Source organism: Aquabacterium sp. T101, assembly GCF_057219775.1.
On sequence record NZ_JBXVVZ010000002.1, the window covers coordinates 267977 to 290915 of the forward strand.

24 protein-coding genes and 1 riboswitch are annotated in these 22939 nt (G+C 72.6%); of the genes, 17 read left to right on the plus strand and 7 right to left on the minus strand.

Going from position 1 to position 22939, the window contains the following annotated elements; all coding sequences use genetic code 11:
* Positions 1–3: 3 nt before the first annotated feature.
* The gene (locus tag AC2EAQ_RS08335; RefSeq protein ID WP_484642036.1) at positions 4–1083 is read left to right on the plus strand and encodes a DNA glycosylase AlkZ-like family protein; all 1080 of its coding nucleotides are present in this window, start codon (positions 4–6) and stop codon (positions 1081–1083) included.
* Here AC2EAQ_RS08335 and AC2EAQ_RS08340 read toward each other — a convergent pair.
* The gene (locus AC2EAQ_RS08340; protein ID WP_484642038.1) at positions 1048–1887 is read right to left on the minus strand and encodes an HAD-IIB family hydrolase; all 840 of its coding nucleotides are present in this window, start codon (positions 1885–1887) and stop codon (positions 1048–1050) included. The two genes, AC2EAQ_RS08335 and AC2EAQ_RS08340, sit on opposite strands and share 36 nt — an antisense overlap.
* A gap of 102 nt (positions 1888–1989) precedes the next feature.
* Here AC2EAQ_RS08340 and ppk2 point away from each other — a divergent pair, with 102 nt between their 5' ends.
* From ppk2 to AC2EAQ_RS08365, 5 genes are all read left to right on the plus strand, one after another.
* Entirely contained in the window at positions 1990–3189 is a 1200-nt protein-coding gene (gene ppk2 / locus AC2EAQ_RS08345) for a polyphosphate kinase 2 (RefSeq protein ID WP_484642040.1), read from the plus strand.
* A 36-nt stretch (positions 3190–3225) separates the two neighbouring features.
* A riboswitch (S-adenosyl-L-homocysteine riboswitch) is annotated at positions 3226–3301 on the plus strand.
* A gap of 74 nt (positions 3302–3375) precedes the next feature.
* The gene (ahcY, locus tag AC2EAQ_RS08350; protein WP_484642043.1) at positions 3376–4806 is read left to right on the plus strand and encodes an adenosylhomocysteinase; all 1431 of its coding nucleotides are present in this window, start codon (positions 3376–3378) and stop codon (positions 4804–4806) included.
* 160 nt (positions 4807–4966) lie between these two features.
* A complete protein-coding gene (locus AC2EAQ_RS08355) occupies positions 4967–5680 on the plus strand; it encodes a TlyA family RNA methyltransferase (protein WP_484642045.1) in 714 nt (237 codons plus the stop codon).
* Positions 5677–6528 (plus strand): methylenetetrahydrofolate reductase [NAD(P)H], encoded by an 852-nt coding sequence (gene metF, locus AC2EAQ_RS08360; protein WP_484642047.1) that lies wholly within the window; start codon positions 5677–5679, stop codon positions 6526–6528. The genes AC2EAQ_RS08355 and metF overlap by 4 nt, the downstream gene beginning before the upstream one ends.
* A gap of 189 nt (positions 6529–6717) precedes the next feature.
* Positions 6718–7326 carry an OmpW/AlkL family protein gene (locus tag AC2EAQ_RS08365; RefSeq protein WP_484642768.1) on the plus strand — a complete coding sequence of 203 codons (609 nt, stop codon included), beginning with the start codon at positions 6718–6720 and terminating at the stop codon, positions 7324–7326.
* Between the two features lie 76 nt (positions 7327–7402).
* On the opposite strand, the gene AC2EAQ_RS08370 is transcribed toward AC2EAQ_RS08365, so the two are convergent.
* Positions 7403–7999 carry a 5-formyltetrahydrofolate cyclo-ligase gene (locus AC2EAQ_RS08370; protein ID WP_484642049.1) on the minus strand — a complete coding sequence of 199 codons (597 nt, stop codon included), beginning with the start codon at positions 7997–7999 and terminating at the stop codon, positions 7403–7405.
* Positions 8000–8047: 48 nt separating this feature from the next.
* Positions 8048–8389: a DUF2917 domain-containing protein gene (locus tag AC2EAQ_RS08375; protein WP_484642052.1), complete on the minus strand. Its 342-nt coding sequence runs from the start codon at positions 8387–8389 to the stop codon at positions 8048–8050.
* Positions 8390–8487: 98 nt separating this feature from the next.
* Between AC2EAQ_RS08375 and AC2EAQ_RS08380 the strand changes: the two genes are divergently transcribed.
* The 6 genes from AC2EAQ_RS08380 to AC2EAQ_RS08405 all read left to right on the plus strand — a co-directional run bounded on the left by AC2EAQ_RS08380 (position 8488) and on the right by AC2EAQ_RS08405 (position 15348).
* The gene (locus AC2EAQ_RS08380; RefSeq protein WP_484642056.1) at positions 8488–9465 is read left to right on the plus strand and encodes a LysR family transcriptional regulator; all 978 of its coding nucleotides are present in this window, start codon (positions 8488–8490) and stop codon (positions 9463–9465) included.
* Between the two features lie 78 nt (positions 9466–9543).
* Complete coding sequence (locus tag AC2EAQ_RS08385) at positions 9544–11853, plus strand: lytic transglycosylase domain-containing protein (RefSeq protein WP_484642059.1); 2310 nt, start codon at positions 9544–9546, stop codon at positions 11851–11853.
* The gene (locus AC2EAQ_RS08390; RefSeq protein ID WP_484642063.1) at positions 11850–12830 is read left to right on the plus strand and encodes a complex I NDUFA9 subunit family protein; all 981 of its coding nucleotides are present in this window, start codon (positions 11850–11852) and stop codon (positions 12828–12830) included. The genes AC2EAQ_RS08385 and AC2EAQ_RS08390 overlap by 4 nt, the downstream gene beginning before the upstream one ends.
* Positions 12831–12955: 125 nt before the next feature.
* Positions 12956–13522, plus strand: a complete 567-nt coding sequence (locus AC2EAQ_RS08395) for an FxDxF family PEP-CTERM protein (RefSeq protein WP_484642066.1) — start codon at positions 12956–12958, stop codon at positions 13520–13522.
* Positions 13523–13648: 126 nt separating this feature from the next.
* Positions 13649–14890, plus strand: a complete 1242-nt coding sequence (locus AC2EAQ_RS08400; protein WP_484642070.1) for a multifunctional CCA addition/repair protein — start codon at positions 13649–13651, stop codon at positions 14888–14890.
* A 77-nt stretch (positions 14891–14967) separates the two neighbouring features.
* Positions 14968–15348 (plus strand): hypothetical protein, encoded by a 381-nt coding sequence (locus AC2EAQ_RS08405; protein ID WP_484642072.1) that lies wholly within the window; start codon positions 14968–14970, stop codon positions 15346–15348.
* Positions 15349–15373: 25 nt separating this feature from the next.
* On the opposite strand, the gene AC2EAQ_RS08410 is transcribed toward AC2EAQ_RS08405, so the two are convergent.
* Both AC2EAQ_RS08410 and AC2EAQ_RS08415 read right to left on the minus strand, forming a co-directional pair.
* Positions 15374–15565 carry a DUF2905 domain-containing protein gene (locus tag AC2EAQ_RS08410; protein WP_484642075.1) on the minus strand — a complete coding sequence of 64 codons (192 nt, stop codon included), beginning with the start codon at positions 15563–15565 and terminating at the stop codon, positions 15374–15376.
* Between the two features lie 29 nt (positions 15566–15594).
* Positions 15595–16737, minus strand: coding sequence for a class I SAM-dependent methyltransferase (locus AC2EAQ_RS08415; RefSeq protein WP_484642079.1), 1143 nt, complete (start codon positions 16735–16737; stop codon positions 15595–15597).
* A gap of 15 nt (positions 16738–16752) precedes the next feature.
* On the opposite strand from AC2EAQ_RS08415, the gene AC2EAQ_RS08420 reads away from it, so the two are divergent.
* The 4 genes from AC2EAQ_RS08420 to AC2EAQ_RS08435 are packed head-to-tail and all read left to right on the plus strand — an operon-like array spanning position 16753 to position 19518.
* A complete protein-coding gene (locus AC2EAQ_RS08420) occupies positions 16753–17547 on the plus strand; it encodes an SDR family oxidoreductase (RefSeq protein WP_484642081.1) in 795 nt (264 codons plus the stop codon).
* A 2-nt stretch (positions 17548–17549) separates the two neighbouring features.
* Positions 17550–17948: a dihydroneopterin aldolase gene (locus AC2EAQ_RS08425; protein WP_484642083.1), complete on the plus strand. Its 399-nt coding sequence runs from the start codon at positions 17550–17552 to the stop codon at positions 17946–17948.
* Complete coding sequence (ttcA, locus tag AC2EAQ_RS08430; RefSeq protein ID WP_484642085.1) at positions 17945–18910, plus strand: tRNA 2-thiocytidine(32) synthetase TtcA; 966 nt, start codon at positions 17945–17947, stop codon at positions 18908–18910. The genes AC2EAQ_RS08425 and ttcA overlap by 4 nt, the downstream gene beginning before the upstream one ends.
* On the plus strand, positions 18907–19518 hold the full coding sequence (locus AC2EAQ_RS08435; protein WP_484642087.1) for a DUF4136 domain-containing protein: 612 nt from the start codon (positions 18907–18909) through the stop codon (positions 19516–19518). The genes ttcA and AC2EAQ_RS08435 overlap by 4 nt, the downstream gene beginning before the upstream one ends.
* Before the next feature lie 33 nt (positions 19519–19551).
* Here the strand turns inward: AC2EAQ_RS08435 and AC2EAQ_RS08440 are convergent, their stop codons facing one another.
* Positions 19552–20460: a DUF6279 family lipoprotein gene (locus AC2EAQ_RS08440; RefSeq protein ID WP_484642089.1), complete on the minus strand. Its 909-nt coding sequence runs from the start codon at positions 20458–20460 to the stop codon at positions 19552–19554.
* Here AC2EAQ_RS08440 and glmU point away from each other — a divergent pair.
* Entirely contained in the window at positions 20459–21847 is a 1389-nt protein-coding gene (glmU, locus tag AC2EAQ_RS08445) for a bifunctional UDP-N-acetylglucosamine diphosphorylase/glucosamine-1-phosphate N-acetyltransferase GlmU (protein WP_484642091.1), read from the plus strand. The genes AC2EAQ_RS08440 and glmU overlap by 2 nt on opposite strands.
* A 37-nt stretch (positions 21848–21884) precedes the next feature.
* On the opposite strand, the gene AC2EAQ_RS08450 is transcribed toward glmU, so the two are convergent.
* Positions 21885–22862: a Bug family tripartite tricarboxylate transporter substrate binding protein gene (locus AC2EAQ_RS08450; protein WP_484642772.1), complete on the minus strand. Its 978-nt coding sequence runs from the start codon at positions 22860–22862 to the stop codon at positions 21885–21887.
* Positions 22863–22939 lie beyond the last annotated feature (77 nt).

A 22939-nucleotide genomic window follows, 5' to 3' on the forward strand; every position in this document is an offset into this window, starting at 1 on the left:
GCCATGGCGGTGACGATCGACGCGCTTCGGCGCCATGCGGTGACGCGCTCGCTGTTCGCCCCGACGACGCTGCCTCGCGCGCTGGAGCGCCTGGCTTTCGTTCAGGCCGACCCGATCCGCGCGCCGGCCCGGGCGCAGGACCTGACGCTGCGCCACCGTGTGGCCGGCTACCGCGCCGGCGACCTGGAGTCGCGCTACCCGAAGCTGCGCGTCGAGGAGGACTTCTTCGTCAACTACGGCTTCGTCACGCCCGCGCTGCACCGGCTGATGCACCCGCGCACGCCACGCACGGTGTGGCCGGCGTCGCGCTGGGCCCAGGCGCACGAGGTGCTGGCCTTCGTGCGCGAGCGCGGCGTGGTGCATCCGCGCGAGGTCGACGCGCAGTTCGCCCACGGCAAGACCCGCAACTGGTTCGGCGGCTCGTCCAACGCCAGCACGCAGCTGCTCGACGGCATGCACTACCGCGGCCTGCTGCGCGTGGCGCGGCGCGAGGGCGGCACCCGCTGCTACGCGGCCCGCGACGCGCACGAGGCCGCACCCGACGCGGCCGCCGCGCTCGACGCGATGGTGGACGTGATCGTGGGCAAGTACGCGCCGCTGCCGTCGACGTCGCTCGGGCAGCTGGTGGCACATCTGAGCGCGGCCGCGCCGCAGTGGCGCGATGGCCGCCGCGCCGCACTCGAACGGGCGCGCCGCCGCCTGCCGTCGGCCACGGTGGACGGCACGCTGTGGTACTGGCCGGCCGGCGAGAACCCGGCCTCGCGCGCGCACCGCCCCGACGACGCCGTGCGCCTGCTCGCGCCGTTCGACCCGGTGGTGTGGGACCGGCGCCGCTTCGAGGCGTTCTGGCATTGGCCCTACCGCTTCGAGGCCTACACGCCGGCGCCGCGCCGCGTGCTCGGCTACTACGCGCTGCCGGCGCTGTGGCGCGACCGCGTGGTGGGCTGGGCCAATGTCGGCGCGCGCGACGGCCGCCTGCAGGTGGCCGTGGGCTTCTCCGGGCCGCGCATCGCCGACCCGGCCTTCACCGCCGCCATGGACGACGAGCTACACCGGATGCACGGGTTCCTCGGGCTCGCCTGATCGCCCCGCGCGCGCCTGCACCACGCGCGCGGCCACCTCGGCGAAGCCGGCCCCGCGCTCGCCGCGCGTCAGGTAGGCCGGCCACACGCTCAACTGCGCCTCGAACTCCAGCAGGTTGGCCACGCCCACGGCCAGCGGGAAGTGGCCGAACATGAGCTGGTCGTTGGTGGAATCGCCGACATAGACCCAGTGCGCGGCCTCGGCGTCGAGATCGCGACCGAACAGGCGCTGCACGATCCAGCGTGCGCCGGTCAGCTTGCTGTGGTCGCCGAACCAGCCGTTGACATGGATCGAGCTGACGGTGGCGGTCATGCCCTCGGCGCGCATGATCGCCACCACGCGCTCGATCGCCGCGGTATCGAGGTGCGCGAACTCGGCGTGGTCCACCGCGATGTCGGTCACGCGGCCGGCGCTGTCGCGCGCCAGCGTGGCGCCGGGCACCTCGGCGAGCACGCGCGCCGCCACCTCGGCCAGGCGGCGCGCGTTGCGCTCGCGCGTGGCCCGGTCCTGGGCGTACTCGGTGAGCATCGCGTCACCGTCGCGCACCAGGGCCACCGCGCCGTTCTCCGGCACGATGGCCGCCACCGGCCAGGCCCGCGCGAAGGGCACGCTCCAGCCGAGCGGCCGCCCGGTGATGGCGACCACGGGCACGCCGGCCCGGTGCAACGCGTGCAGCGCCTGCAGCGCCGCCGGCTCGATGGCACCGTCGCGCGTGAGGGTGTCGTCGATGTCGGTGAAGACGCCGGCCACCGCGCGCAAGGCGTCGGCCGGGCAATCGGCCCAGGGCCGCGGACGCGCCGGCATCAGCGGCCGGCGCCCGCGGCGGGGCCCGATTGACGGGCGTCAACATGGGGCCGGTGCGCGCCACCGATGATGGTGCTTTCGCCTGCGAAACGAGCCTCCGACATGGCCAGGAATTCTGCACCAACGCCCAAGCGCCCCGCAGCGCGCGCCCTGGGGCCGACGCGCGGCGGCGCGGCGGCGCGATCGCCGGCCGCGGCGCGCAAGCCCCGCACGACGCGACGGGCCACCGAAGGCGACACCGCGCCGTCGACCACGCGGCGCGCACTCGAGAGCGACCGCGTGGCCCGCGCCACCACGCGCCAGGCCACGGTGCAGGCGATGGCCGTGGCCGACGTGCTGCGCGGCGCCAAGGGTGGCACCGCGATGGCACAGCTGCAGGCGCTGGTGGCCGGCGCGTCGCCGGACGAGCGGCGGGCGCTGAAGCGCCTGCTGGCCCAGGCGGCGCCGCCGACCGGGGGCCGGGACAACGATCCCGACGCCGAGCTGGTGCCCGACTGGCGCGAGGGCGCGTACCCGTATGCCAACCTGATGTCGCGCAAGGCCTACGAGCGCCAGAAGTACCGGCTGCAGGTGGAACTGCTGAAGCTGCAGGCCTGGGTCAAAGAGACCGGCCAGCGCGTGGTGATCCTGTTCGAGGGCCGCGACGCGGCCGGCAAGGGCGGCACGATCAAGCGCTTCATGGAGCACCTCAATCCGCGCGGTGCGCGCGTCGTGGCGCTGGAAAAGCCCAGCGAGGTCGAGCGCGGCCAGTGGTACTTCCAGCGCTACATCGAGCACCTGCCCACGGCCGGCGAGATCGTGCTGTTCGACCGCAGCTGGTACAACCGCGCCGGCGTCGAGCGCGTGATGGGCTTCTGCTCGCAGGGCGAGTACGAGGAGTTCATGCGCCAGGCGCCCGAGTTCGAGCGCCACCTGGTCCGCTCCGGCGTGCACCTGTTCAAGTTCTGGTTCAGCGTCAGCCGCGCCGAGCAGCGGCGCCGCTTCAAGGAGCGCGAGGCGCATCCGCTCAAGCAGTGGAAGCTGAGCCCGATCGACATGGCCTCGCTCGACAAGTGGGACGACTACACGCGAGCCAAGGAGGCCATGTTCCTGGCCTGCGACACCGCCGACGCGCCGTGGACCGTGATCAAGTCCGACTGCAAGAAGCGCGCGCGCCTGAACGCCATGCGCTACGTGCTGCATCGCCTGCCCTATGGCCGCAAGGAGGCCAGGGCCATCGGCAGCGTGGACACGCTGCTGGTGGGCCGCGCCTCGCTGGTGGCCGGCCGTGCGGAGGAATTCATGCCGATGACCGCGACCTGAAGGCACGCCGCGCCGCCAGCCGCTACAATCGCGCCACCTTTCGAGGAGCGTTGCAACCCCGCCGCCGGGGCCAGGCTCGAGAGGCCTCCCCTTGCAACCGCGCTCACCTGCACGACCGTCGTGGGTGAGCTTTCCAGGCACATCGTCGTCGTCGCGCAGGGTCTTCCACGTTTGGAGCCTTTCCCGATGAACGCCGTTCTCAAGCCCAGCCAAGACCACGCCGTGGCCGACCTGTCGCTCGCCGACTGGGGCCGCAAGGAAATCCGCATCGCCGAAAGCGAGATGCCCGCGCTGATCGCGATCCGCGACGAATACGCCGCCAAGCAGCCGCTCAAGGGCGCGCGCGTCACCGGCTCGCTGCACATGACCATCCAGACCGCGGTGCTCGTCGAGACGCTGCAGGCGCTGGGTGCCCAGGTGCGCTGGGCCTCGTGCAACATCTTCAGCACCCAGGACCACGCCGCCGCCGCGCTGGTGGCCGCCGGCACGCCGGTGTTCGCCTACAAGGGCGAGACCCTGGCCGACTACTGGGACTACACCCACCGCATCTTCGAGTTCGGCCCCAAGGGCTCGGCCGGCGAAGGCCCGAACATGATCCTGGACGACGGCGGCGACGCCACGCTGCTGATGCACCTGGGCCAGCGCGCCGAGAAGGACGCCTCGGTGCTGTCCAATCCCGGCAGCGAGGAGGAGCGCGTGCTGTTCGCCAGCATCCGCGCCAAGCTCGCGCAGGACCCGACCTGGTACTCGCGCAAGTCGGCCGAGATCATCGGCGTGACCGAGGAGACCACCACCGGCGTGCACCGCCTGAAGGAGATGTCGGCCAAGGGCACGCTGAAGTTCCGCGCGATCAACGTCAACGACAGCGTCACCAAGAGCAAGTTCGACAACCTGTACGGCTGCCGCGAGAGCCTCGTGGACGGCATCAAGCGCGCCACCGACGTGATGGTGGCGGGCAAGGTGGCCGTGGTGGCTGGCTACGGCGACGTGGGCAAGGGCAGCGCCCAGGCGCTGCGCGCGCTGTCGGCCCAGGTGTGGGTGACCGAGATCGACCCGATCTGCGCGCTGCAGGCGGCGATGGAAGGCTACCGCGTCGTGACGATGGACGACGCCTGCTCGCAGGCCGACATCTTCGTCACCGCCACCGGCAACAAGAACGTCATCACCTACGACCACATGTCGAAGATGAAGGACCAGGCCATCGTCTGCAACATCGGCCACTTCGACAACGAGATCGACGTCGCGACGATCGAGGCGAAGTGCCAGTGGGAGGAGATCAAGCCGCAGGTCGACCACGTGATCTTCCCGGACGGCAAGCGCATCATCCTGCTGGCCAAGGGCCGCCTGGTGAACCTGGGCTGCGGCACGGGCCACCCGAGCTACGTGATGTCGTCGAGCTTCGCCAACCAGACCATCGCCCAGATCGAGCTGTTCTCGCATGCCGACGCCTACGACGTGGGCAAGGTGTACGTGCTGCCCAAGCACCTGGACGAGAAGGTCGCGCGCCTGCAGCTGTCCAAGCTCGGCGCCAAGCTGACCGAGCTCACCGAGGAGCAGGCTGGCTACATCGGCGTGCCGAAGGTGGGGCCGTTCAAGCCGGAGACCTACAGGTACTGAAGTCGACCACCCCCGTTGCGCCTTCGGCGCTCCCCCTCAAGGGGGCGGCGCCAGAGGGTCGGCTGAGCCGACCCTCGGCGCCTGCTGGTGGAGGGCCCGTGGTGTGGTTCGCGCTGCGGGGAAAGGCACATCGATCGTGGTTCGCGCGGATCTCTTGTTGGTGTCGCGGGGGCTGGCGCCGAGCCGGTCGGCGGCGCAGCGCCTGATCGAGCGCGGCGCGGTGCGCTGGCGTGCGGCTTCGGGCTGGGCGCTGCCGCGCAAGGCGGGCGACGAGTTGCCGGAAGCCTGCGAGCTGGAGATCACGGACGACGCCGAGCTGCGCTGGGTGTCGCGCGCCGGGCTCAAGCTCGACGCGGCGCTGGCGCACACCGGCATCGACGTCGGCGGGCTGGATGTCCTGGACGTGGGCCAGAGCACGGGCGGCTTCACCGACGTGCTGCTGGCGCGCGGCGCCGCGCGCGTGGTGGGCGTGGACGTGGGCCACGACCAGCTGCACCCGCGGCTTCGCGCCGACGCGCGCGTGACCGTGCTGGAAGGCGTCAACGCCCGCAGCCTCGCCGCCGACGCCCTGCCGCTGCCGCGCTACGGCCTCGTGGTGGCCGACCTGTCCTTCATCTCGCTCACGCTCGTGCTGCCGGCCCTGGCGCCGCTGGCCGGGTGCGACCTGCTGCTGCTCGTGAAGCCGCAGTTCGAGCTGCAGCCGGCCGACATCGGCCGCGGCGGGCTCGTCACCGACCCGGCGGCGCATGCGCGGGTCGAGCAACGACTGCGCACCGCCTGTGCCGACGCCGGGCTTGCGGTGCGCGACTACTTTCCCAGCGCGATCGCCGGCGGCGACGGCAATCGCGAATTCTTCCTGTGGGCCCGACGATGACACGCACTGTTCCGATCAGCTTCGAGTTCTTCCCCCCCAACACGCCGGTCGGCGACGACAAGCTGATCGGCCAGGTGGTGCCGGAGCTGGCGGCGCTCGGGCCGCAGTACTTCAGCGTCACCTACGGCGCGGGCGGCTCCACGCGCGACAAGACGCTCAAGACCGTGCAGGCCATCGCCGCGGCGGGCCAGGAGGCCGCGCCGCACCTGTCCTGCGTGGGCTCCACGCGCGAAGGCATCGCCGAGATCCTGGCCACCTACCGCGCGCAGGACATCCACCGCATCGTGGCACTGCGCGGCGACCTGCCCAGCGGCACCGCCACCGCGGGCGAGTTCCGCTACGCGGCCGAGCTGGTGCGCTTCATCCGCGACACGCAGGGGCCGGACTGGCACATCGAGGTGGCCGCCTACCCCGAGTACCACCCCGCGCAGCGCTACGCCGCGCGCGACCTGCAGCACTACGCCGACAAGGTCAAGGCCGGCGCCAGCGGCGCGATCACGCAGTTCTTCTTCAACCCGGACGCGTACTTCCACTTCGTCGACGCGACGCGCAGGCTCGGTGCCGACGTGCCGGTGACGGCGGGGATCATGCCCTTCCACAACTACGCACGCATCGCGCAGTTCGCGCAGCGCGACGGCATCGAGATCCCGCGCTGGGTGGCGCTGCGCATGGAAGGCTATCTCGACGACACGGCGTCGATCCGCGCCTTCGGCCTGGACGTGGTCACGTCGCTGTGCGAGCGGCTCATCGCCGGCGGCGTGCCGGGCCTGCACTTCTACACGCTCAACCAGTCGGCACTGGCGCGCGAGCTGTGCCAGCGGCTCGGCCTCGGCCGCAGCGCGGCCTGAGCCCGCGCGCGCCCCTCGCGCGCCGCACCTGACGCATCACTGACAACGCACGATCGTTGCCATGCGGCCACGTGGCCGCGCGGCAACAGCCACGCGCGGTTTGCTGCAGCGCAAAAGGCCCCGCCTGCGCCGGTTCTCCAATAGGTCGTCCCCCACAAAGACGAACCCCTGAAGGAACCGATCATGAAGATGACCCGCAAGCTCATCGTCGCCGCCATCGCCGCCACCTGCCTGCCGCTGGCCACCGCCCAGGCGCAGGACAGCGGCAACTGGATCGTGCGCGGCCGCATTCTCAACCTCGACTCGGCCAACAAGGACAGCACCGGCCTGGACCTGAGCGTCAACAACAAGACGTTCCCGGAAGTCGACATCACCTACTTCCTGAACACCAACGTCGCGCTCGAGCTGGTGCTGACCTATCCGCAGAAGCACGACATCCGTGCCGGTGGCACGAAGATCGGCACGCTCAAGCACCTGCCGCCCACGCTGAGCCTGCAGTACCACTTCCCGATGGGCGGCTATCGCCCGTACGTCGGCGCGGGCCTGAACTACACCAACTTCTCGAAGGTGGACTTCGTGCCCGCCATCGACACCGCGCTCGGCCCGTCCATCAAGAACAACAGCTTCGGCCTGGCCATCGGCGCCGGTGTCGACGTGCCGATGGGCGGCGGCTGGCTGGTCAACGTGGACGTGAAGAAGGTGCAGATCAAGACCGACGTGTCGTCCTTCGGCACCAAGGTCGGCACCTTCAAGGTCGACCCGGTGCTGTTCAGCGTCGGCATCGGCAAGCGCTTCTGAGCGACCGCGCTCCGCAACGAGGGCCCCGCGAGGGGCCCTTTCTCATTCGGCCACGGCAGGCGGCGTCAGCGCCGCCTCACTCCGGCTTCTGCCAGGCGACACCGTTCTCGGTGAGGATGGCGTCCAGCGGCACGTCGTGCGGCTCGCCCTCCAGCCACGGGATGAAGCCATGCGAGTAGCCCACGCCCACCGTGTACGGCCGCGGCGACAGCGTGGCCAGCGTGCGGTCGTAGAAGCCGCCACCGTAGCCCAGACGCAGCCCGCCCGGGCCGAAGCCCACGCAGGGCACCAGCAGCATCTGCGGCTCGAAGCGGTCGGTGTCCTTGGGCTTGGGGATGCCGTAGGCGTCCTCTTCCATCGGGCAGCCCGGGAACCAGCGGTGAAAGCGCAGCCGCTTGGTCTCGCGGTCGATCACCGGCAGGCCGATCACGCGGTGGCGGCCCTTCACGTCCTCGCCCTCGGTCCAGCGGAACAGCGCCGGCAGCGCGTCGAACTCGCCCTTGATCGGCCAGTAGGCGCCGATCGCGGTCTCGTCGCGGTGCACCAGCCACACGCGCAGCACCTCCTGCAGATGCATCGCGCGCTCGTGGCGGTCGATCATCGACATGCGCTCGGCCTGGAGCTGGCGCCGCAACTGCTTCTTGTCGCGCGTCGGTTCGAGGCTGAAGTCCATGGGCAGGTGCAGCGGCGCCGGCAAACGAGGTGCGCCGATTGTGCCCGGCTACACCGGGTTGGCCCGGTGCGCCCAGCAGGCCAGGGCGTCCGCGCTGTGACGCAGGGCGCTGGCCACCCGCTCCAGAGCGGCCGCCACGACGCGCCGCAGCGCGCCTGAACCGTGGGGCCGCGACTGCGGCTGCCAGGCCCAGGTGACGCCGCCGTCGGGGTGCCACGCCCCCACCGCGAGCCGGTCGCCGCGGGCCACCGCCAGGCGCTCGCCGGGGGCCAGCACGTGGTCGGCCGGGTCGCCCTCGCGGGTGATCCACAGCGGCTGGTCCACGGCGGCCAGCCAGGCCGGTGCGGTAGCCCGCAAATGTTGCAAACCGTGCATGGATTGATGTCTCACGGCAGGCTCCTTCAAAATGTCTTTCCGGAGTGGCATCATGGGCGCGGATTCGATCCGCGTCGAATGAAACCCCAGCCCCACATTGATACCTTCAGGTAATGAATAGGCCTCCCCACCGCCCGCTCGCCGTGGGCCCGCTGCGGGCCTTCGAGGCCGTGGCCCGGCGGCTGAGCTTCTCGGCCGCCGCCGACGAGCTGTACCTGACGCAGCCCGCCATCAGCCGCCAGATCAAGGCGCTGGAGGACGAGCTCGGCGCCCCGCTGTTCGTGCGCGGCACGCGCAAGGTCGAACTCACCGGGGCCGGGGTGCAGCTGCTGCGCAGCGTGCTGCCTTTCCTGCAGCGGCTGGACACGTCGGTGCGGCAGATCCGCAGCGCGCGCGGGCGGCGCCATGTCAGCGTGTCCACCTTCGCGTCGTTCGCGTCGCTGTGGCTGCTGCCACGGCTGCCGGCCTTCGAGCGCGCCCACCCCGACATCGACATCCGCATCTCGGCCAGCGACACGATGGTCGACCTCGACGACCCCGACGTGGACCTGGTGCTGCGCTACTGCCACCCCGACGCCACGCCGGCCGGGGCCGAGCGCCTGCTCGACGAGCTGATCACCCCCACCGTGAGCTGCGCACTCGCCGGCCAGGCCGAACGCGGCCACGCGCCGCCGCTGTCGCAGCCTTCCGACCTGGCGCGCCACACGCTGCTGGAGGAGGACGACCACCGCCCGAGCGCGGACTTCCTCACCTGGCGCGCCTGGATGCAGCGCTACGGCGTGCCCGGGCTCGAGCCGGCGCGCTGGCTGTACCTGAACTTCACCTACCAGCAGGTGCAGGCCGCACTGGCCGGCGGCGGCGTGGCCCTGGGCCGCGTGCCGATGATCATCGACAGCCTGCGCCGCGGCGAACTGGTCGAGCCCTTCGGCCCGGGCTTTCGCATGGAATCGCCCTATGCGTACTGGCTGATCGACCTGGCCACGCCGCGCGGCCCGCGCGCGGAGGTCGGCGCGTTCGCGGGCTGGCTGCGCGAGCAGGCCGCGCTCACGCGCCAACAAATGGACACCGCCGTCAACGTTGCGCCACCCTGAACCATTGCTGCAGTCGACAATCCCACCGACACACCGAGAACCCCGGGCCGCGCGGCCTCGCGCGACGGCCCCGAACCGATGCTCCCGAATCCCCCGATCCGCGCGGCCCTGGCCGTGGTCCTGCTGACCGGCCTGATCTGCACGGCGCCGCCCTCGTCGGCGCAGCCCGCGGCGCGCAACGGCACGGCCGTGGCCGACCTCGCCCTCGAAGCCCGCGACGCCCAGCGGCGGCGCGACGGCGCGCGCCTGGCCGCGCTGCGCGACCAGTCCGCGGCGCAGAAGCACCTGCTCGCGTCGTGGATCGACTACTGGGAGATCGGCAACCGCCTGACGCAGGCGCAGCAGGCCGACCTCGACGCGTTCTACGCGCGCTGGCCCGGCACCTACGTCGAGGACCGCCTGCGCAACGACTGGCTGCTCGAGCTCGGCCGGCGCCGAGACTGGGGCAACTTCGCGCGCGAGTTCCCGCGCTTTCGCATGAACGACGACCGCGAGGTCACCTGCTACGCGCTGCTGGTCGAGCACCAGGACGCACAGCAGGCGCAGCGGGCGCTGCCGGCGGACTTCAAGACCCGCGCCGTGGACGCCTGGACCGCGCAGCGCGACCTCGACGACGGCTGCCACCTGATGGCCACCGCGCTGACCGAGGCGCGCGTCCTCACCGCGGCGGACGCCTGGCGTCGCGCCCGGCTGGCCGCCGAGGCGAACCGCCCGCGCCTGGTGCGCGCGGCCGCCGCGCTGGCCGCACCGGCGCTGCAGGCTGCGGTGGCGCAGGCGATCGACAAGCCGGCGCTCTACCTCAGCGCCGGTGCCACGGTCGCCAACCGGGCGCAGGCCGAGGTGACCACGCTGGCCCTGGTGCGCATGGCCGCCGCCGAGCCCGACGTGGCCGCGGCGCAGCTGTCGGAGCGCTGGCAGCAGCGCCTGCCGCGCGACCTCGCCGCGTGGGCCTGGGCCCAGGCCGGCCGCACCGCCGCGCTGCGGCTGTCGGCCGACGCCGCCACCTACTACCGCGAGGCCTGGGCCCTGGCCGCCCAGGCCGGCGAGACCCCCGCCTGGAGCGACGAGACGCTGGCCTGGGCCGTGCGCTCGTCCCTGCGCTTGCCGCCCGGCACCGAACGCTGGCGCGCGGTGCAGCAGGCGGTGGACCACATGAGCGACGCCGAGCAACGCGACCCGGCGTGGCGCTACTGGCGCGCGCGGGCGCAGCGCGAGTCCGCCGCCGCGGGCGCGGCCGGCGACCGCCTGCGCACGCAGGCGCTGGCGGCGCTGCGCCAGCTCGGCGGCGAACTCCACTTCTACGGCAAGCTCGCGTCGGAAGACCTCGGCCGCGCCTTTGCCGTGCCGCCGCGTCCGCAGCCGCTGACCGAGACCGAGCGCGAGGCCGCCGCCGCCCACCCGGGGCTGACGCGGGCGCTGCAGCTCATCGCGCTCGGGCTGCGCGGCGAGGGCGTGCGCGAGTGGAACTTCTCCCTGCGCGGCATGAGCGACCGCGCGCTGCTGGCCGCGGCCGAGCGCGCCTGCGCGCGCGAGGTGTGGGACCGCTGCATCAACACCAGCGACCGCACTCGCCAGGAGATCGATCTGGAGCAGCGCTTCCCGACGCCGTTCCGCGCCGAGGTGGTGGCCGCGTCGCGCGAGATCGGGCTCGACCCGGCCTACGTGTACGGCCTGATCCGCCAGGAGTCGCGCTTCATCCTCGACGCCCGCTCGAGCGTCGGCGCGTCGGGCCTGATGCAGCTGATGCCGGCCACCGCGCGCTGGACCGCGAAGAAGATCGGCCTGCCCTTCACCCCCGAGCAGGTCACCGACCGCACGGTCAACCTCAAGCTCGGCACCACCTACCTCAAGCTGGTGCTCGACGACTTCGACGGCTCGCAGGCCATGGCCGCGGCGGCCTACAACGCCGGGCCGAGCCGGCCGCGCCGCTGGCGCGAAGGCGCCACGGTCGAGGCCGCGATCTGGGCCGAGAACATCCCGTTCAACGAGACCCGCGACTACGTCAAGAAGGTGCTGTCCAACGCCACCGTGTATGCGGCGATGCTGGCCGGCCAGCGCCAGAGCGCGCCGCCGCCCGTGCCCGCCACGGCGCCGGTGCCGGCCACCCCGCCTGCCACGGCACCCGCGGCAACGCCGGACGGCGCCACGGCCCCCAGGGCTGCGTCCGGCGCGTCCGGCGCGTCGGTGGCGCCCCCGTCGTCGCCGCCGTCATCGACGACGGCCCTGTCCCCGGCCTCCCCGCCGGCCTCCCCTGCGGCGCCGACGGCCCCGGCCGCCTCGGCGCCGGCCCCCGCACCGCTGCTGCTGCCGTCGCTGAAGCAGCGGCTGGGCGGCGCGATCGGCCCGCGCGACGCTGGCGCGGCCCCACCCGACAAGGAACTGCCATGAACGCCCCGTTTCCCATGCGCATCGCGGTACTGGGCGGTACCGGCTTCGTCGGCCGGTCGCTGTGCGAGCACCTCGTGCGCACGGCCGGCGCCCGGCTGCAGATCGTGGTGCCCACGCGCCGCGCCGCGCACGCCAACGCCGTGCGCCCGCTGCCGGGCCTGGAAGTGGCGATCGCCGACGTGCACGACGACCGCGCCCTGCTGCGCCTGCTGGCGGGCTGCGACGCGGTGGTCAACCTGGTGGCGATCCTGCACGGCAGCGAGGCCGAGTTCGAGCGTGTCCATGTGACGCTGCCGCAGCGCCTGGCGCGCACCTGCGCCGCCGTCGGCCTGCGCCGCGTGGTGCATGTCAGCGCGCTGGGCGTGGGCAACACGCCGCTGCCGTCGCGCTATCTGCGCAGCAAGGCCGCAGGCGAAGCGGCGCTGACGGCCGCCGCGGGCCTGGACCTGACGCTGCTGCGGCCGTCGGTGATCTTCGGCGCGCAGGACCGCTTCCTCAACCTGTTCGCCGCGATGCAGGCGCTGGCGTGGGTGGTGCCGCTGGCCGGGGCCGACGCGCGCTTCCAGCCGGTGTGGGTGGACGACGTGGCGCGCGCGATCGTGCAGTGCCTGCAGCGCCCGGACACGATCGGCCGCACCTACGAATGCGCCGGCCCTCAGGTGCTGACGCTGGCCGACCTGGTTCGCGCGGCGGGCCGCTGGTCCGGCCATCCGCGCCCGGTGCTGCCGCTGCCCGACGCGCTGGGCCAGCTGCAGGCGCTGTTGCTGGAATGCCTGCCAGGGCCGCCGCTGATGTCGCGCGACAACCTCGACTCGATGCGCGTGCCCAACGTGGCCAGCGGCACCCTCCCCGGGCTGGCCGATCTGGGCATCGCCGCCACCGCCCTGGACGCGGTGGCGCCCGGCTACCTGGGCCGCACCGACGGCCGGGCCCGGCTGGAAGCGTTGCGCGCACGCGCCGGTCGCGACGCCGGCTGACCCCCGCGAATGGGGGTGTGCCCCCCGGCCGCGGGGCAGTCAAGGTCGACCCCGGCCGATAAATTTCTCCCACGGGACGCTCCGCGCGGCCCACCGCAGATCAGAACGATCCTCAGGGAGAAAGAATGAAGAAGCTGGTCGCCGCCGCGCTCCTGGCCTTTGCATCGGCCGCCAATGCCGGCATCGCGTTCCTCGACGGGGTGCTGCAGTCCGGCAACGGTTCCGCCGCCAGCGCCTACGACTTCGGCACGCTGGACGCGTCGCCCTCGACGCTGGCGGTCACCACCTTCGGCCGGGCCGGCTCCACGTTCGAGGAGTACGCCAACTTCACGATCGCCCAACCGTCGGACCTGTCCGGCGCGGCCAACACCTACGCCCTGACTTTCATGGGCATCAACCTGCTGGACATCCACGACCTGGTGATCGACGTGTGGAACCACACGCACCCGGGCGGCAGCACCCTGCTCGGCTCGTTCTCGGGCAACAACCTGACGGCGTCGCTGGGCACCTTCGCGGCCGGCCAGTACCACCTGGACATCAGCGGCACCTTCGGCCGCAGCGCGCTGGGTGGCCAGTACTCGGTGTCGCTGGCCGCCGTGCCGGCCGTGCCCGAGCCCGGCACCTACGCGATGATGCTCGCCGGCCTGGGCGCGCTGATGTTCATGGCGCGCCGCCGCCGCCAGGACGCCTGAGCGCCAGGGCGCTACTCGCCAGGACAGGGCGGCCGACAGGCCGCCCTTTTTCATTGCGCCCCGCACGCATGGCCGCCCCCCACCGCGGCCGGCGCCCGTGCGGCGCCTGCTCCTACACTCGGGCGCATGAAGGTCTACCAGGTCGGCGGTGCGGTGCGCGACCGCCTGCTGGGCGTGGCGCCGGGCGACCGCGACTGGGTGGTGGTCGGCGCCACGGTGCCGCAGATGCTGGCCCTGGGCTACACGCCGGTGGGGCGCGACTTCCCGGTCTTCCTGCATCCGGTGACGCGCGAGGAGCACGCGCTGGCGCGCACCGAGCGCAAGTCGGCGCCGGGATATCGCGGCTTCACGGTGCATGCCGACCCGTCGGTCACGCTCGAGGACGACCTGCGCCGGCGCGACCTCACCGTCAACGCCATCGCCGAGGACGAGCACGGCACGCTGATCGACCCGTTCGGCGGCGTGGCCGACCTGCGCGACGGCGTGCTTCGCCATGTGTCGGAGGCCTTCGCCGAGGACCCGGTGCGCATCCTGCGCCTGGCGCGTTTCGCGGCGCGCTGGCCGCAGTTCCGCATCGCACCCGCGACCCAGGCGCTGTGCCGCGACATGGTGGCCGCCGGCGAGGTGGACGCGCTGGTGCCCGAGCGCGTGTGGCAGGAACTGTCGCGCGGGCTGATGGAGGCCCGGCCCAGCCGGATGCTCGACGCGCTGCGCGGCTGCGGAGCGCTGGCCCGCCTGCTGCCCGAGGTGGACGCGCTGTACGGCGTGCCGCAGCCCCCCGAGCACCACCCGGAGGTGGACACCGGCGTGCACCTGGAGATGGTGCTGGACATGGCGGCCCGGATTCAGGCGCCGCTGCCGGTGCGCTATGCGGCCCTGGTGCACGACCTGGGCAAGGGCAGCACGCCGCGCGACCAATGGCCGCGCCACGTGGCGCACGAGGCGCGCAGCGTGAAGCTGGCGCAGGCGGTGTCGCAGCGCTGGCGCGTGCCGGCCGACTGCCGCGATCTCGGCGAGATCGTCGCGCGCGAGCACGGCAACATCCACCGCAGCGCCGGCTTCGGCGCTGCGGCGGTGATGCGCCTGCTGGAGCGCTGCGACGCGCTGCGCCGGCCGGATCGCTTCGGCCAGGCGCTGCTGGCCTGCGAGTGCGACGCGCGGGGCCGCACCGGGCTGCAGGCGCAGCCCTACGCGCCGCGCCCGCGGCTGGCTGGCGCGCTGGCCGCCGTGCTGGCGGTGGACGCCCAGGCCGCCGCGGCGCAGGCCGCCGCCGCGGGTGCGCAGGGCCCGGCATTGGGCGCGGCCGTGCGCGAGGCGCGGCTGGCGGCACTGGAGCGGCACCTCGCAGCGCCCGCCGCCGCGGGCTGAGCCGTGGCGGCGCGGGAAGCCTTGTGCCACGATGCGCGTACGCATCAAGGCAGTACGCGCCAGGCAGGACGATCCCGATGAAGCTCGCCGACGGCATCCGCAAGCATGGTTTTCGCAAGTGGTACGAGCGCGAGCTGCTGCAGAGCCACGCGCATCTGGTGCTCACCTTCTTCTGCATGATCGGCGTGTTCGCCGCGGTGGAGGCCGTCCGCGACAGCGTGAACGCCGCGGACCGGCTGTTCGACGTGGCGGCCATCGTCGTGTGCACCGTCATCGGCGTGTGGGCGCTGCGCCGCTACCTGTACTTCCTGCACCATGCCGAGGCCACGGCCAACCAGGCCGACTGCCCGCAGTGCGAGACCTACGGCCGCTTCAAGCTCGAGACCGAGGACGCACGCGAGGGATCGATGCAGGTGTGCTGCAGCAAGTGCAGCCACCGCTGGACCATCTTCGACTGAGCACCGGGCACCCCGCCCGCAGTGCTCAGATCAGCGCGCCGACCCCCATCGCGATCACGCTCAGCACCACGCTGCTGGCCAGCGGCACGAAGACCTCGCGGCCGCGCCAGCGGAAGCTGAAGTCGCCCGGCAGCCGCCCGAGACCGATGCGGCGCAGCCAGCCCGCCAGCCCGTTGAAGATGACGAAGGCGAGCAGGAAGACGATGAGCCAGCGCATGCCCGATCATCGCCGCTGCCGCGCGGCGCTCACAGACGGTGGCTGCGGTCGCCCCGCACGAACCCGAGGGCATCGAAAGCCGGCGCGCCGCGCACCAGCCCCAGCACCTTGAACAGCTCGCCCATTTCGTGCTCGGCCACGAGCTTCTGCGCCGCGCCCAGCGCGGCCCAGTCGCCGCGCTGCTGCGCCGCCTGCATCGCGTCGGCCAGGCCGCAGTTGAGCAGGAAGCGCGCCTGGCTGGTGTAGCCCAGCACCTCGAAACCGGCGTCCTGCGCCGCCAGCGCGATGCCGCTGAAGTCCACATGCGCGGTGATGTCCTTGGTGCCCACGTCGACCAGCGGGTCCGGGTCGGCGCGGTGGGCCCGGTGGCACATCAGCGTGCCCTCGCGCCGCGCCGGCAGGTAGTACTCGGCGTCGGGGAAGCCGTAGTCGATGAAGAAGGCCACCCCCACGCGCAGCCGCTCGGCCAGGCTGCGCACGAAGGCCTGCGCCTGCGGGTGGATCTCGGTGGTCGTGCCGGGCACGAAGGGCGCGTCCACCGGCGGGCGCAGCGCGGTGGGCCGGTCGGCGAACACGAAGCGGCCGTCCGCCCAGGCCACGCCGCGCTCGAACCACTGCGCGCCGTCGAAGTGCAGCAGCTGCACCGGCATCGCGTCGAGCACCTCGTTGCCCACCACCACGCCGGCCATCGCGTCCGGCCACGCGTCGAGCCAGCGCACGCGGTCGCCGAAGGGTGCGAGGCGCTCGCGCTGGCGCAGCCGCAGCGTGCCCGACAGGTCGACGATCGAGTAGCGCCGCACCGTGCCGTCCAGGGCCTGCAGCAGTTGCGCGGCCAGCGCCCCGCTGCCGGCGCCGAACTCCCACACCTCGTCGGTGCCGGTGGCGGCCAGCGCCTGCGCCACCTGGCGCGCCAGCGCGGCGCCGAACAGCGGGCTCATCTCGGGTGCGGTGGTGAAGTCGCTGCCGTCGCCGGGCATCGCGCCCAGCACCGGCGTGCCGCGGGCGTAGTAGCCCAGGCCGGGCGCGTACAGCGCGAAGGCCATGAAGCGGTCGAAGGGCATCCAGCCGGGGGTGTCGGTGCCCCGGCTGCCGGGCGCGGGCCGGCCTTGGCCCTCGAGGGCCCGCCGGATCACCCCGGCCAATACACTGTCACCCTCGTCTGGCGCCTGCATGCGCCGATTGTAGGAATGCCCCTCTCCCCGACCGCTCCCACCCTGCGACCGACGGTGCTCGTCACCGGCGCGGCGCGGCGCATCGGCCGCGCCATCGCGCTGGAGCTGGCGCGCGCCGGCTTCGACCTGGCGCTGCACTACCGCCGTTCGGCCGACGAGGCGCAGGCGCTCGCTGCCGAGCTGCGCGAGCTGGGCGCGCGCGCCGAGTGCTTCGGCGCCGACCTGGCCGACGAGGCCGCCTGCCGCGCCCTGGTGCCGGCGGTGGCGCAGCGCATGAAGCGCCTCGACGCGGTGGTGAACAACGCGTCGCACTTCGCCTACGACGATGCGCGCGGCTTCAGCGTGGCGGCGATGGAAACGCACTGGCGTGCCAACACCGCGCCGGCGGTGCTGCTGGCCACCGCGCTGGCGGCGCACCTGGACGGCTGCAGCGAGGTGGGCTGCGTGGTGAACCTGTCGGACCAGAAGCTCTGGAACCCGAACCCCGACTACTTCTCGTACACGCTGTCCAAGGCGGCGCTGGACGCCGCCACCACGATGCTGGCGATGGCGCTGGCGCCGCAGGTGCGCGTGGCCGGCGTGGCGCCCGGCGTCACGCTGGTCTCCGGCGAGGCGATGGACGACGCCGGCTTCGCCGCCGCGCACCGCATGACGCCGCTGGGCCGGTCGTCCACCCCCGAGGACGTGGCACGCGCGGTGCGCTACGTGATCGAGTCTCCCGCCGTCACCGGCACCACGCTGCTGGTCGACGGCGGCCAGCACCTCGCGCGCCAGCCGCGCGACGTGGCCTTCCTCACCCCCAAGGCATAACGATGCACTCCCTTCTCGTCCACCCCGCGCTGATGAGCTGCCGGCGCCTGTTCCTGCGCGACTACGAGGTGTGGATCAACATCGGCGTGCACGACTTCGAGAAGAAGGGCGAGCAGCGCGTGCTGATCAACGTCGACCTGTTCGTGCCGCTGGCGCTGTCCACGCCGCAGGCCGACAAGCTCGACGAGGTGCTCGACTACGACTTCATCCGGCGCTCGATCGCCGAGCGCGTGTCGCGCGGGCACATCCACCTGCAGGAGACGCTGGCCGACGACGTGCTGCGACTGATGCTGGCGCATCCGCAGGTGCGCGCGGCCCGCGTGTCCACCGAAAAACCCGACGTCTACCCCGACTGCGACGCCGTGGGCGTGGAAGTGTTCGGCATCAAGGACGGCGCATGAACGCGATGAACGAACCGGTGGCCGCGGGCGCGGCCGAGCGCAAGGCGGCCTTCGAGGCCAACAAGCTGTCCAAGCGGCTGCACCGTCAGGTGGGCCAGGCCATCGCCGACTTCAACATGATCGAGGACGGCGACAAGGTCATGGTCTGCGTGTCCGGCGGCAAGGACAGCTACGCCCTGCTGGACATCCTGCGCACGATGCAGCAGCGCGCGCCGATCCGCTTCGAGCTGGTGGCGGTGAACCTGGACCAGAAGCAGCCCGGCTTTCCGGCCCATGTGCTGCCCGAGTACCTGTCGGGTCTGGGCGTGCCCTTCCACATCGAGACCCAGGACACCTACTCGATCGTCAAGCGCCTGATCCCCGAGGGCCAGACGATGTGCAGCCTGTGCTCGCGGCTGCGCCGCGGCATCCTGTACCGCGTGGCCTCGGAACTCGGCGCCACCAAGATCGCGCTCGGCCACCACCGCGACGACATCGTCGTGACGATGCTGATGAACATGTTCTTCGGCGGCCGCCTGAAGGGCATGCCGCCCAAGCTGGTCAGCGACGACGGGCGCCACGTGGTGATCCGCCCGCTGGCCTACGTGGCCGAGGCCGACCTGCAGCGCTGGGCCGACGTGCAGCGCTTCCCGATCATCCCGTGCACGCTGTGCGGCAGCCAGGAGAACCTGCAGCGCGCCCAGACCAAGGCCATGATCCACGACTGGGAGCGCCGCACCCCCGGTCGCATCGACAACATGCTTCGCGCGATGGCGCATGTGGTGCCCTCGCACCTGCTGGACCGGAACCTGCATCCCTTCGCCACGCTCCAACCCAGTGGCGTGCCCGACCCGATGGGCGACAAGGCCTTCGACGAGGACGACGCCGAGGCCTGTGGCACGCCGGCCGCGGCGGTGGTGGCGATGCCGCCATCCATCGCCCTGGCTGCCGCCCCCACCGAACCGACCCGGGAGACGTCATGACCGCATCGATCCTGCGCACCGCCGCCGTGCTGCTGGCCGGCGCCGTGCTCGCCGGCTGCGCCGCGCTCAACACCGTGACCAGCGAGGTGACCACCTTCAGCGAATGGCCTGCCGAGCGCAAGCCGGGCCGCTATGCCTTCGAGCGGCTGCCCTCGCAGAAGGCCGACGCACAGCGCCAGGCCGCGCTGGAGTCGGCCGCCGCAAGGGCGCTGGAGAAGGCCGGCTTCACGCCCGCGCCCGACGCCGCACAGGCCGACGTGATCGTGCAGATCGGCGCGCGGCTGACACGCATCGAGGTTTCGCCGTGGGATGACCCGCTGTGGTGGCGCTGGGGCACGGGCTACTGGCGCGCGCCGGCCTGGCGCTCGTCGCGCTCGGCGTTCTACGCCGGCGTGCACGCGGACTGGTCCACCCGCTTCGAGCGCAACGTGGCCTTGCTGCTGCGCGATCGCGCCGCCGGCACGCCGCTGTACGAGGCCCACGCGCAGACCTCGGGCGGCACGGTGGGCGACGCCGCGCTGCTGGGCGCGATGTTCGAGGCCGCGTTGAAGGACTTCCCCGCCACCGGCGCGAAGAACCCGCGCTCGGTGCAGGTGCAGATGCCCTGAACGGGCTGCGCGGTCGGCGGACCGTGCGCGCCGCTAGCGCGACGCCGCGGCGCCGGCTGCCCCCGCCAGCGCCCTCAGGTCGTCCTCCCACCCCTTGAGCTTGCCGCGCGCATGCTGGCGCTGCGCCGGCGTGGTCAGGTTGTGCATCGTGGCCGCCAGGGCGCAGTTCTCCTGCACCAGCCGCTCCTGGTAGGCGCGGTACTCGAGGCGCGGCGAGCGCAGCGCGCGCTCGGCGATCACGAACACCGCGGCCTGGGCCTGGGCGACGTCGCCGCCCGCGGCAGCCGCGGCCAGCGTGCGCATCATGTCGGCATTGCGCTGCTCGCGCTCGGCCAGCCAGCGGTCGGCGTCGAACGGCGACGCCTCCAGCAGCTGCGCCAGCCGCGCACGCTGCGCCTCGTCGAGTCGGCCGTACAGGTTCTCGTAGCGCTCGAGCGCACGCTTGAACGACGCGCGGGCACGCTCGGCGCGGTCGGCCTGGGCGAAGTCGGCCCGCAGCTCGGCGCCGTCCTTGGCCAGCTTGCGCTCCATGTGGCGGATCTGCTCGGGGCGCAGCGTCACGATCAGGCGGCCCAGCGACGGGGCGGCGCGTTCGAGCGCGGCGTCGACGCGACGCAGCGCCAGGTCGCGCCAGGCGCACATGGCCTGCGGGCTGATCGGCTCGGTGACCTCGCGCTGGGCGCGCACCAGCAGCGCGGCGTAGTCGGGCAGCTGCTGGCGCCGGTGCCAGTCGAACCATTGATCGAGATCGTCGCGCAGGCGCTGCGACTGGGCGTCGTCCAGGTCGACGTAGCCGTCGAGCCACCAGTGGGCCAGCGTGGGCGCCTGGCCGTAGCCCAGCCGCACCAGGCTGCCGCAGCCGGCCAGCAGCAGCGCCGCCACCACGGCGCCGATAATCGCCAGCAGCCTGGGCCGCCACCGGCCGTCGACACGGGACCTCATGAACGACAAGACTTCCCCACTTTCGGTGCTGATCATGGCTGCCGGCAAGGGCACGCGGATGAAGTCCGCGCGCCCCAAGGTACTGCATCCGCTGGCCGGCCGCAGCCTGCTGCAGCATGTGCTCAACGCGGCGGCCGGCCTGGGCGCCGACCGCACGCTGGTGATCGTAGGGCATGGCGCCGACGCCGTCCGCGCCAGCATGGCCGCGCAGGAGCATGTCCGGTGCGTGCTGCAGGCGCCGCAGCTGGGCACCGGCCACGCCGTGCAGCAGGCCGTGCCGCACCTGCCCGAAGGCGGCACCACGCTGGTGCTCAACGGCGACGTGCCGCTGATCGACCCGGCCACGGTGGCCGCGCTGGTGGCCGCCTGCGGCGGCGAGCGTCTGGCGCTGCTGACAGTGGAGCTGGCCGACCCCACGGGCTACGGCCGCATCGTGCGCGACGGCGCCGGCCAGGTGCAGGCGATCGTCGAGCACAAGGACGCCACGCCCGCGCAGCGCGGCATCCGCGAGATCTACAGCGGCATCCTGGCCGCGCCGACCGCGTGGCTCAAGCGCGCGGTGGCGGCCTTGCGCAACGACAACGCGCAGAAGGAGTACTACCTCACCGACATCGTGGCCGTCGCGGTGGCCGAGGGGCTGCCGGTGCAGGCCACGCTGGCGCGCGACGAGACCGAGGTGCTGGGCGTGAACAGCCCGGCGCAGCTGGCCGACCTGGAGCGCCGCTTCCAGCGCCGCCAGGCCGACGCGCTGATGGACGCCGGCGTGCGGCTGGCCGACCCGGCGCGGCTGGACGTGCGCGGCACGCTGCAGTGCGGCAGCGACGTCGCCATCGACGTGGGCTGCGTGTTCGAGGGCGAGGTCACGCTGGGCAGCGACGTGAGCATCGGCGCGCACTGCGTGATCCGCGACGCGCGCATCGACGACGGTGCGGTGATCCACCCGTTCACCCACATCGAGGGCGCGCATGTGGGTCCGGGCGCACTGGTGGGGCCCTACGCGCGGCTGCGCCCCGGCGCCGATCTCGGGCGCGAGGTGCACATCGGCAACTTCGTCGAGGTGAAGAACAGCACGCTGGCCGCCGGCGCCAAGGCCAACCACCTGGCCTACCTGGGCGACAGCAGCGTCGGCGAGCGGGTCAACTACGGCGCCGGCAGCATCACCGCCAACTACGACGGGGCCAACAAGCTGCGCACCGTGATCGGCGCCGACGCGCACATCGGCAGCAACTGCGTGCTGATCGCGCCGGTGAACGTGGGCGAAGGCGCCACCATCGGCGGCGGCTCCACCATCACCAAGGACGCCCCCGCGGGGCAGCTCACCGTGGCGCGCGCGCGCCAGGTGTCGATCGACGGCTGGCAGCGGCCGAAGAAGGGCGCGCGCAAGTAGCGCAGGGGCGGCGCCGCAGGGGGGCGCCGCGCGCCGGTCAGTCCGGCTTGATGCCGGCGCGCTTGATGATCACGCTCCAGGTCTTCTGCTGCTGGGCGATGAAGGCCGCGAACTCCTCCGGCGGGCCGCCGCCGCCGAACGCGCCGTCGTTGGTGAAGCGCGCCGTGACCGAGCTGCTCTTCAGCGCCTTGAGAGATTCCTCCTGCAGACGCTTGACGATGTCGCGCGGCGTACCCGCGGGCGCGAGGATGCCGTACCACTGCGAGGTCTCGAAGTCCTTGTAGCCCATCTCGGCGACCGTGGGCACGTCGGGCAGCATCGGCAGGCGCTGCGCGGTGCCCACCGCGATCGCGCGCAGCTTGCCGCTCTTGACGTGCGGGATCAGCGCCGGCAGCCCGGCCGAGCAGCACTGGGTGCGGCCGGCCAGCAGGTCGGTGAGCTGCGGCCCGGTGCCGCGATAGGGGATGTGGGTCATGAACATCCCGGTGACGAGCTTCAGATACTCCATCGCCAGGTGGCCAGCGCTGGCGTTGCCGGCCGAGCCGTAGTCGAGCTTGCCCGGGTTCCTGCGCACGTGGGCCACGAACTCCTTGAAGTCCTTGGCCGGCACGTCGGGGTGGATGACGAACATGTTCGGTACCCGCGCCAGCATCGTCACCGGGATGAAGTCGCGGTTCACGTCGTACTGCAGGTTGTCGAAGATGTACGGGTGCACGGCCAGCGAGCCGACGTGGCCGAGGATCAGCGTGTGCCCGTCCGGCGTGGCCTTGGCCACCTCGGTCATCGCGGGGATGCCGGCGCCGCCCCCCTTGTTGTCGACAAACACCGTCTGCCCGAGCTGGCGCGACAGCTCCTGCGCCACGGTGCGCGCGACGATCTCGCTGGTGCCGCCGGGCGCGAAGGGCACCACGAAGCGGATGGACTGGCGTGGCCAGGCGGTCTGGGCGCGGGCCTGCAGCGCAGGCACGGCCAGGGCGGAAGCGGCCAGGACGGCACGCCGCGTGATTCGAGCCATGTCGGTCTCCTCGTTCTCGTCGGGACGGATCACGGCGCCAGCCACTGCGTCGGCAGCTGGCGCCCTTTCGTGCCGAC